At 34.6% G+C, this 8,848-nt stretch carries 10 protein-coding genes; 4 read left to right on the top strand and 6 right to left on the bottom strand.

Going from position 1 to position 8,848, the window contains the following annotated elements:
* Positions 1 to 48: 48 nt before the first annotated feature.
* The 6 genes from jag to ATHE_RS13960 all read right to left on the bottom strand — a co-directional run bounded on the left by jag (position 49) and on the right by ATHE_RS13960 (position 4,197).
* Positions 49 to 675, bottom strand: coding sequence for an RNA-binding cell elongation regulator Jag/EloR (jag, locus tag ATHE_RS13935; RefSeq protein ID WP_013431441.1), 627 nt, complete (start codon positions 673 to 675; stop codon positions 49 to 51).
* A 29-nt stretch (positions 676 to 704) separates the two neighbouring features.
* Entirely contained in the window at positions 705 to 1,730 is a 1,026-nt protein-coding gene (gene yidC, locus ATHE_RS13940) for a YidC/Oxa1 family membrane protein insertase (RefSeq protein WP_015909050.1), read from the bottom strand.
* Positions 1,731 to 1,783: 53 nt separating this feature from the next.
* A complete protein-coding gene (gene yidD / locus ATHE_RS14530; RefSeq protein ID WP_015909051.1) occupies positions 1,784 to 2,011 on the bottom strand; it encodes a membrane protein insertion efficiency factor YidD in 228 nt (75 codons plus the stop codon).
* Between the two features lie 3 nt (positions 2,012 to 2,014).
* Complete coding sequence (rnpA, locus tag ATHE_RS14535; protein WP_015909052.1) at positions 2,015 to 2,374, bottom strand: ribonuclease P protein component; 360 nt, start codon at positions 2,372 to 2,374, stop codon at positions 2,015 to 2,017.
* A gap of 91 nt (positions 2,375 to 2,465) precedes the next feature.
* Entirely contained in the window at positions 2,466 to 2,600 is a 135-nt protein-coding gene (gene rpmH, locus ATHE_RS13955) for a 50S ribosomal protein L34 (RefSeq protein WP_013291559.1), read from the bottom strand.
* A 157-nt stretch (positions 2,601 to 2,757) separates the two neighbouring features.
* Positions 2,758 to 4,197 carry an ISLre2-like element ISCbe4 family transposase gene (locus tag ATHE_RS13960; RefSeq protein ID WP_015906731.1) on the bottom strand — a complete coding sequence of 480 codons (1,440 nt, stop codon included), beginning with the start codon at positions 4,195 to 4,197 and terminating at the stop codon, positions 2,758 to 2,760.
* A 284-nt stretch (positions 4,198 to 4,481) separates the two neighbouring features.
* On the opposite strand from ATHE_RS13960, the gene ATHE_RS13965 reads away from it, so the two are divergent.
* The 4 genes from ATHE_RS13965 to ATHE_RS13980 are packed head-to-tail and all read left to right on the top strand — an operon-like array spanning position 4,482 to position 8,444.
* Positions 4,482 to 5,954, top strand: a complete 1,473-nt coding sequence (locus ATHE_RS13965) for a spore germination protein (RefSeq protein ID WP_015909053.1) — start codon at positions 4,482 to 4,484, stop codon at positions 5,952 to 5,954.
* A 22-nt stretch (positions 5,955 to 5,976) separates the two neighbouring features.
* On the top strand, positions 5,977 to 7,083 hold the full coding sequence (locus ATHE_RS13970) for a GerAB/ArcD/ProY family transporter (protein ID WP_015909054.1): 1,107 nt from the start codon (positions 5,977 to 5,979) through the stop codon (positions 7,081 to 7,083).
* Entirely contained in the window at positions 7,080 to 8,204 is a 1,125-nt protein-coding gene (locus tag ATHE_RS13975) for a Ger(x)C family spore germination protein (protein ID WP_015909055.1), read from the top strand. The genes ATHE_RS13970 and ATHE_RS13975 overlap by 4 nt, the downstream gene beginning before the upstream one ends.
* 21 nt (positions 8,205 to 8,225) lie before the next feature.
* Positions 8,226 to 8,444: a hypothetical protein gene (locus ATHE_RS13980; RefSeq protein ID WP_013431448.1), complete on the top strand. Its 219-nt coding sequence runs from the start codon at positions 8,226 to 8,228 to the stop codon at positions 8,442 to 8,444.
* The last annotated feature ends 404 nt before the right edge of the window (positions 8,445 to 8,848 follow it).

An 8,848-nucleotide genomic window follows, 5' to 3' on the forward strand; every position in this document is an offset into this window, starting at 1 on the left:
CAAAGCAGGGCAAAAGTATTTTACCCTGCTTTTCAAATCTATATCAATCTATTTTAATGTAATTACAACTTTTCTGTACGGTTCTTCCCCTTCTGAATATGTTGTGACAAACCTATGATTTTGCAAAGTGGTGTGGATTATTCTTCTTTCGTATGGAGTCATAGGTCTTAGTTTAATACTTTTTTTACTTTTTGCCACTTTGTCTGCAAGCGACAGTGCAAGTCTTCTTAGTCGCTCTTCTTTTCTCTTTCTGAAGTTTTGACAATCAAGAAGAATCCTGACAGTCTCATCTTCTTTTACTCCTCTGTTTACAACTACACCTGTTAAAAACTGAAGAGCATCAAGCACCTCACCATCTTTGCCAATAAGCTTAAATGTATTTTTTCCAAAAATATTTACTTTTATAAACTCGCCATCCCTTACCATATCCATCCTGTCAATTTTAACATCCATGTTAGCAAGCACACTTTTCAAAAACTCCTCAATCTTCTCTTCAGGTGTTTGCTTTGCAATCACCTTTACCTTTGCAGGACGCGCGCCAATTATCCCTAAAATTCCTTTTGCCCCCTCGTCAATCACCACAATTTCAGCCTTATCGCGCGATATCCCCAGCTCCTTTAAAGCAAGGTCAACTGCTTCATCAACACTCTTTGCAGTTTTCTCTACCCATTTCATAAAAATTTCTCCTCCGCACAAGAAATTTTTTACTTTTTCTTTTTCTTACTTGTTCTGTGCTGGCCAGAAATTTGTTGTTTCAATTTTTCAAGCTCTTTTTTCCTTATTCTTTCCTGTTCATCTTCCTGAGAATTCTCGTGTTTGCCTTTAGCCGTTTCAGACTCATCTTCATTTTCAATTCTTTCTTCTTTTACTTCAACCTCCTGCATCTTTTGTGCCTGTTTTTCGAGCTGTTTTTTCCTCTCTTCTTCCTCTTTCTTGTGTTTGAGTTTTTTGTACACAACCTCATTTGCTATAAACTGCTGCAAGATCTGGAACAGGTTTGATACCGTCCAGTAAAGCACAAGACCAGATGGCACCTGCAGGGCTATAAAGTAAGACATAAGAGGGCTGAAAATCATTAGGCTCCTGTTCATCCCTTCAGCCATGGCATTTGTCTGGGATGAAGAATACTGCGGGTTGAACTTCTTTTGGCTATTCATCGAATATAGGATTGACAAGAAAGAAAACACAGCACTCAAAATTGGGAGCACTATAAGCTCTTTCTGGGCAAGGTTTATTCCGAAAAAGTGCATGTCAAGTCCCAATTTTTGAGCCTCATTTACAATCCTTTGTGTGATATTGTAACCTGTTGCACCTGTTATGAGGTCTTTGACATACTGATGAGATTTTCCAAGCACGTACACAAGCGGGTTCTGAAACACATAGTACAGCGAAAACAAAATAGGAATCTGAATCAAAAGCGGCCAGCAACCACCTGCAGGATTGTAACCTGTCTCCTGATACAGTTTTAACATCTCTTCTTGCATCTTTTTCTGGTCGTTTTTGTACTTTTGCTGTATTTCCTGAAGTCTTGGTGCAACCTCTGCCATCTTGGATGTTGATTGAATCTGTTTTATATATAAAGGAAGAAGAAGCCCTCTTACTATCAATGTAAGAAGTATGATAGCTATACCATAGCTTCCTGGGATGTGAGCACCGTGTAAAAAGTCGTATATAAACTTCAAAAGTCTTCCAAGCGGAATTGCTAAAAAATCAAGCCATGTCGGGTTCAAAATTTCTTTCCTCCTCTAATTCTCTAACTTTTTATTTCAATTTCAAATTATTTCTACTTTAAAGGGTCATATCCACCGGGATGAAATGGATGGCACTTGATAATCCTCTTAAATCCCAGCCATAGCCCATAAAATCCATACTTTTCAATTGCCTGCAACGTGTACTCTGAACATGTCGGGTAGAACCTGCAGCTTGGCACAATCTTTAGCGGTGATATAAACTTCTGATAAAATCTTATCAAAAATTTTAATGTTAGTAAAATATATTTTTTTACTCTCATCTTTCATTCCTCTTTCAAAAGCCTCAGTCTTTTAAAAGCCTTTTCAAGGTCATCTTTAAAATCTTTTAAGTGAATCTCTCTTGCCTTTATTTTATCATCTTTAATCTTCCTCGCAATCACCACAATGTCAAATCCCTGCTTGATTTTATCCATGTTTTCTAAAATCCATGCCCGCACAATCCTTTTAAACCGATTTCGTGCTGTGGCTTTGCCAAGCTTTGCAGACATTGAAATTCCAAACCTGCTAATCGAAAGCCCGTTTTTCAATGAATACACAACAACCTTCTCCTGGGCAGCAAACCTTCCTCTTCTTATACATGCTTCAAACTCCTCGTTTTTTTTGAGCGTGACAAACTTGTTCATTCACTTCTTTCCTCGTTAATATATTTTTCATTGAAATTGATTCTTTATTTTAAGTAAAAAGACCACTTTTTTATTCTAAAGTGGTCTTCAACTACACTGCAAGTCTTTTTCTACCTTTGAGTCTTCTTCTTTTTAATACTTTTCTTCCGCCTTTGGTTCTCATTCTTACCAAAAATCCATGTGTTCTTTTTCTTCTCTTGTTATGAGGCTGGTATGTCCTTTTCATATTCTGCCCTCCTCCCTCTAAAAAAGTTTATGCTATAACTATATTCTTGTCTCTCAGCATACAGTAAAACAAATTTTATTATACTCCAAATCATGCAAAAAAGTCAAAGGGTTGTTTTTGCTGGATAGTGTCAAGAGTTTGTAGGAAAAAATTTTTATCAGAATATACCTGCATTATAGAAGCTACAACTAATCAAAGACTTTAATGCTCTTCGTAACTGGTTAACTTTACCATTTGCTATAACTGGTATATTATTCCACTTTTCCGTACCTTTTCGTACTCTTTTCCCGTTCTTTATAATTCCTTTTGCTATTTCTTTAACTTCTTGCCTTTCTGACTTCTTGGCTTTTATCTTCTCTAAATATACATTCATAAGTTCAAAACCATTATATTTTAAACTCAATAACTTTACCATGGTCTCCGCTATATCTTCGCTCCATCCTCTTGGTCTTGAACTCATCCTCTCTGCTAATACATGACTTACATGCCCTTCTGCACTACATCCCTTTATATTAACATTCGCTGCTTCTAATACTATATTATCCCAGTGCGAAAGTATGTATCTCCTTCCCTTCTTTATCCTCCTCTTAGCTAACTCATCTTCTTTTACCTCCTCCATCTTTTCTTTTACTAATGCCTCAAATCCCTCTCTATCCTTCTCTCTTAATGCTTTCAAAATCTCATTAAATAATTTTCTATCCCCTCCTGCTATTTTCATTATCTCCTTCGTTAAGTGAAACTTATCTAATACAAATTCCGCTCCATCTATCCACTCTAATCCCTTCTTTATCCAATTAGCTCCATCTCCTAAAAGATATATGTTTTCTATCTTCTCAACTTCAAAATTCTCTTCAATATACTTACCCACTTTTGCCCAAAAATCATCTGCATCCTCTTTTACACTGCTAAAATAATGCAAATCCTTTAATTCCTTCCTAATAACAACGCCCTTCTCTTCCTTATATCCCGTATTTATGTAAGCAAGCTTCGCTATCTCTTTCTTCCCATTCTGTAATGAAATATGGTCTTCATCCGCCTCGATATAAAGCTCTTTTACAACTTTCTTCTCTCCTTTTACACTCTTGCTATGCTGGATTTCATCTAATTCTTTACTATCTATCCCTTTCAAAATATTCATTACACTTTGTCTACTAATCCTATCCTCCCCTAATACTTCCTTTGCTGCCTTCTCATATGACATGTCTACTACTCTCTCTATTATCGCTCCCTTTACCGCATTGTCTATCCTTTGATATCTCTCTATCCCTAAAACTATATCAACTAAATAAACATATCCTTTGCCTTCCTTATCTTTGTAATATGTTCTCTCATATTCAATATCACCAAATATTGTCTTTAAACCCCTCTTGTCTCTCCTCACAACTTCATACCTCTTCTTCCTCTCTTCGTTTTCTTTCAATGATTCATCTATAAGTTCACATGCTTCCTTTATCATCTCCTTGCCTATCAGGTCTAACTGCTTCTTAAGTTCAATTGAATATTCCGCTAAATCCTTCTCCCTTTTCACTATCTTCTCTAATCCTTCCTCAAAAGTCTTTAAAAGTTCTTCTATTTTTGATACAATATTTTCAGTCATTTTGCTCCCTCCTTTGGTTTGTTTTTCCTTTTTCTTTTTTTATTTTTTCATCATTATATTCTACTTCATTTTTTCTCTTCTACCAAGAGGAGGGAGCTTTTTTCCATCCAATGTCCTATAAATATTTTACACTAAGTTTTTGCTGTTTATTAATTTTCTTTTCATTACCATTACCTTTTTTCAGCCTCTTGTTAAAGAATTATACCACTTTTTAAAGTTACTTGTATATTATTTTTCCCTGTTGGGCAAAATTAGTATCAGAAAATATCTCGCAGGAGAAAAAGATGAAAAAAGGATCTATTTTAAACTCAATTACACCGTTTTATGACCAAAATATTCAAAATATTAAAAACGAATTTGGAAACTTTAGCGACCTTATAATAAGAGAGTTCAAGATTGGAAACAGCAATATAAGATCTTTTCTTGTCATGATAGATGGGCTTGTTGACAAGATGGTAATAAATGAACACATTTTAAAACCGCTCATGAGAGATATCAGTATTTATAAAAAGGACCAGTCTTCATGTGAAGAGATGTATATCTTCATAAAAGAAAACATTCTGTATAGTCACTGTATAACAGAAGAGAGAGACTGGGCAAAGACAGTTCACTGTATATTGTGCGGTGATGTTGCACTTTTTATTGATGGCGTAGACAGATGTCTTTTGATATCTGTGCGCGGATGGGAATCCCGCGGAATTGAAGAGCCAAACACAGAGGTTGTTGTAAGAGGACCAAGGGAAGGTTTTACTGAAAACTTGAGAACTAACACAGCGCTTATCAGAAGAAAAATTCGCGACCCAAAACTTAAGATTGAGTCAATAAAAATTGGTAAAATATCTAAAACAGATATCGCAATATGTTATATAGAATCCATTGCAAAAAAAGAACTTGTAGATGAGGTAAAAAGACGCCTTGAAAAGATTGATATGGAATACATTCTCGAATCAGGGTATATAGAATCTTTCATAGAAGACGGCAAATATTCAATCTTTCCAACTGTCGGAAACTCAGAAAAACCAGATGTGGTTGTCGGAAAACTTATGGAAGGAAGGGTTGCAATACTTGTTGACGGAACACCTTTTGCTCTGACCATTCCTTACCTTTTCGTTGAAGCTTTCCAGACAAGTGAGGACTACTATTCAAGGCCTTATTACTACAGCATTGTAAGGCTTTTGAGATACTTTTCGTTTTTTGTAGCAACAACCCTGCCGGCACTGTACATTGCAGTTACAACATTTCACCAGGAGCTTTTACCAACATCGCTTTTAATTAGCATTGCAAGTGCTCAGGCGGGAATACCTTTTCCATCGTTTGCAGAAACCCTTACAATGCTTGTTATATACGAAATACTAAAAGAAGCCGGTGTAAGGCTTCCACGGCCGGTGGGCCAGGCAATTTCTATTGTTGGTGCTCTTGTTATTGGTGAGGCATCTGTATCAGCTGGACTTATCGGGGCTCCAATGGTTGTAACAGTTGCATTTACTGCAATATCCGCTTTTATGATTCCTGCAATCTCTGACGCAGTCACAATCATAAGGTTTGCGTGTGTTGTAATGTCTGCTATCTGCGGACTTTACGGAATAATGCTTATATGGATTCTTATGATAATTCATCTTTGTAGCTTAAAATCATTTGGAATAAACTATCTTGCACCAATAGCTCCAATGGTAGTCAATGATCTCAGAGATGTGTTTGTAAGACTTCCTTGGAGAATTTTGAAAAAGCGACCTATTATCTTTAATAAAAATTTCTAAGGTTGGGTGGTAGACCAGTAAAATGTCAAATTCAAAAATATCATATTCTCAGTTTTTGTGTCTATTTTTTGTAAACAGAATAGTGATGGTTCTTACATTCTTGCCAATATTCAATGCGCCACCAAAAAACCAGGACGTATGGCTTTCGGTTGTGTTCATGTACCCATTTTCTATCTTAGTATCAATGCCACTTATTTATCTTTGTTCTTTATTTCCAAACCATACATTTACAAATATCCTCAATATTGTATTTGGAAGATTATCTATAGTTTTGTCTATCCTATATGTCTGGTTTTTCTTTCACATCACAGCAATACAGGTTGCACAGTTTGTTGAGTTCATGGCAACAGCTGTCATGCCAGAAACACCAATTCTTTTTTTCATAGTGACAATGTTGACTGTCTGTTTTTATGCACTTAAAAAAGGGATAGAGCCTTTGGCAAGATTTGGCCAGATAACAACATTTGCTACAATCTTGAGTCTTGCAATTATTATGATAATATCTTTAAGATTTTTCGACCCTGCAGCTTTAAAACCCGTTTTAGAGAAAAATATATCACAGTCTATCTTTGGTGGAATATACCTGTGTTCACTTAGTTCTGAAATAATCACAATTGGTATGATAAACCCGTATATAGTCAAGAACAAAAACTGTACAATCAAAGACATGACAAAAACTATTGCACTTGCTTTCTTGCTGGTTGACATATTTTATCTTGCAATTACAATCATAGTACTTTCTCTTTTTGGATATACCCAGGCAAGCAGGCTCTCATTTCCATTTTATTCTGCTATCAAAGTGTTAAGTGTTGCAGAGTTTCTTGAAAGGTTTGAATCGCTTCACATGGCAATTTGGATAATGGGCATATTTCTTAAAATCACATATTTCATGTACATTCTTCTTACTACAGTGCAGGAGCTGAGAAACACTGCAGACCATTTTGCATATGCAATTCCTTTTACATCTGTGCTTGCACCCTTTGTTTTTTATATAATTCCTAATTTTTTGTCCCTTGACAGGTTTATGAGCTATAAGTATTTTACACTGTACTCATACATCTTCATATTTTTCATACCGCTTTTTACCCTTATATTTGCAAAAATAAAGCTGAGGGCGAGAAAAAAATGAAAAAGTTTGTATTTTATTTAACACTGATTTTATTAACATTAGCCTTTCTGACAGGTTGCTGGAATAGAAAAGAACTCAACGATATATTGATTGTTCAGGCAGTTGGAATTGACAAAAACCAAAGTGGACAGTTCAAACTCACATATCAGGTATTAAAACCAAAGGTGCTCAAAACTCCGACAAATATACCTTCCAGTTTTCAGCAAAAAGGAGTGTGGTGTTTTTCTTCAACAGGCAAAAGCATATTTGATGCTATTCGAAATACAACACTTTCGTCAGACAAAAAACTTTTCTTTTCACACAACAAGATTATTGTTATTAGCGAAAAAGTTGCACATCAAGGAATTGAAAATGTTCTTGACATATTCTTAAGATATCATGAATTTCGTCCAGATGCGTATCTAATTGTTACTTCAGATGACATCGAAAAATTCTTAAATTCAAATGTCCCAATAGAGTCAATACCTGCAAAAGAACTTGAAAATGTAATAAAAAATTATTTTGCAAACTCAAAAACGCTTCCTATTAGCATATATGAGTTTCAAAAGATGTCAAATACTAAGTCAAAAACTGCACCTGTCCCATTTGTGACAATAAAATCACCATTAAAACAATCTTCACAATCCCAGATGTTTTATGTAGAAAAAATGGCTGTGTTTAGCAACTATAAACTAGTAGGGTATCTTACACACGAGGAGTTAAGAGGACTTTTGTGGGCAGCTGGTAAAATAAAAAGAGGGATATATCCTATAAAGCTTGGAAAAGACATATTTTCTTTAGAACTTATTCAAAGCAGGAGCAACATCAATGTTAAAAGAAAACTTGGCAAAGCTTTTTTCATCCTGCAAATAACCACAGAGACAAACCTTGGTGAAAAATATTCAAACTCTTATATCTCAAGTTCATTGGTTGAAAAAACAAAAAAAGAGTTTAGTAAATCTATCAGAAACGATGTTCAGAAGGTATTGAAAAAATCGTTTGAACTCAATTGCGATATTCTGCACCTTGGCGATATTTATTACTCTTCATACAAAAAGCCTTTAAATTTTGACAAAAATTCTATTTCGGTCTCAATTGTTGTAAAGCCTTTCATAAGGCGATTTGGTATGATGAAAGAATGAAATTAAAGGAGAAAAAAGGCCATGAACATAGGATTTATAGTTATTGTTTACATGCTACTTTTTGCTACAGAATATTTTATCTTAAAAAGAAGGTATCTGCAAAAAGAAATGTTTTTTACAAGCATTTTAATTTTCACAGGGCTTTTACTCAGTTTAATCCTAAACATCAAGAAAAACGTGCCAAATCCGCACATTTTGATTGAAAAGCTATTTGACAAGCTATTTTCTCAATTTATGTAAACACGAAACTTAAAAAACCCTCAAATATAACACAAAAATTGTCCACAGAAAAAACTATGTTTACTTACTTTTTTAAAACCCATTCTTTTTTCTGCACCTTCATAAGACAATCCTTCTTAAAAAAGTCAACCATCGTTAATCAAGATATCCACATGTGAAAAATCAATTTTAATAAATTTAATTCACAAAAATAATCCACATATCCACAGTTTTTATCCACAGACTTTTAACAGGATGTAGACAATTTTTTCACTGTGGAAAATTTGATTCTCAAAATATATTTTCTTATTGATGTGGATAATTTTTTTTGGTATATTTAATAATGCTTCTAAAAATTATAAAACATATTTTCGGTTGTGGAAATTAGTTTTCCACAGTTGTTGATAACATTGTGGATAACACTT

Origin of the sequence: Caldicellulosiruptor bescii DSM 6725 (assembly GCF_000022325.1) — a bacterium.
Taxonomy (GTDB): domain Bacteria; phylum Bacillota; class Thermoanaerobacteria; order Caldicellulosiruptorales; family Caldicellulosiruptoraceae; genus Caldicellulosiruptor; species Caldicellulosiruptor bescii.

Coding starts and splice junctions, on each gene's coding strand:
- ATHE_RS13965 (WP_015909053.1), top strand. CDS start 4,482: ATGAAAAAAGGATCTATTTTAAACTCAATTACACCGTTTTATGACCAA.
- rpmH (WP_013291559.1), bottom strand. CDS start 2,600: ATGAAAAGGACATACCAGCCTCATAACAAGAGAAGAAAAAGAACACAT.
- yidD (WP_015909051.1), bottom strand. CDS start 2,011: ATGAGAGTAAAAAAATATATTTTACTAACATTAAAATTTTTGATAAGA.
- ATHE_RS13960 (WP_015906731.1), bottom strand. CDS start 4,197: ATGACTGAAAATATTGTATCAAAAATAGAAGAACTTTTAAAGACTTTT.
- rnpA (WP_015909052.1), bottom strand. CDS start 2,374: ATGAACAAGTTTGTCACGCTCAAAAAAAACGAGGAGTTTGAAGCATGT.
- jag (WP_013431441.1), bottom strand. CDS start 675: ATGAAATGGGTAGAGAAAACTGCAAAGAGTGTTGATGAAGCAGTTGAC.
- ATHE_RS13970 (WP_015909054.1), top strand. CDS start 5,977: ATGTCAAATTCAAAAATATCATATTCTCAGTTTTTGTGTCTATTTTTT.
- ATHE_RS13980 (WP_013431448.1), top strand. CDS start 8,226: ATGAACATAGGATTTATAGTTATTGTTTACATGCTACTTTTTGCTACA.
- ATHE_RS13975 (WP_015909055.1), top strand. CDS start 7,080: ATGAAAAAGTTTGTATTTTATTTAACACTGATTTTATTAACATTAGCC.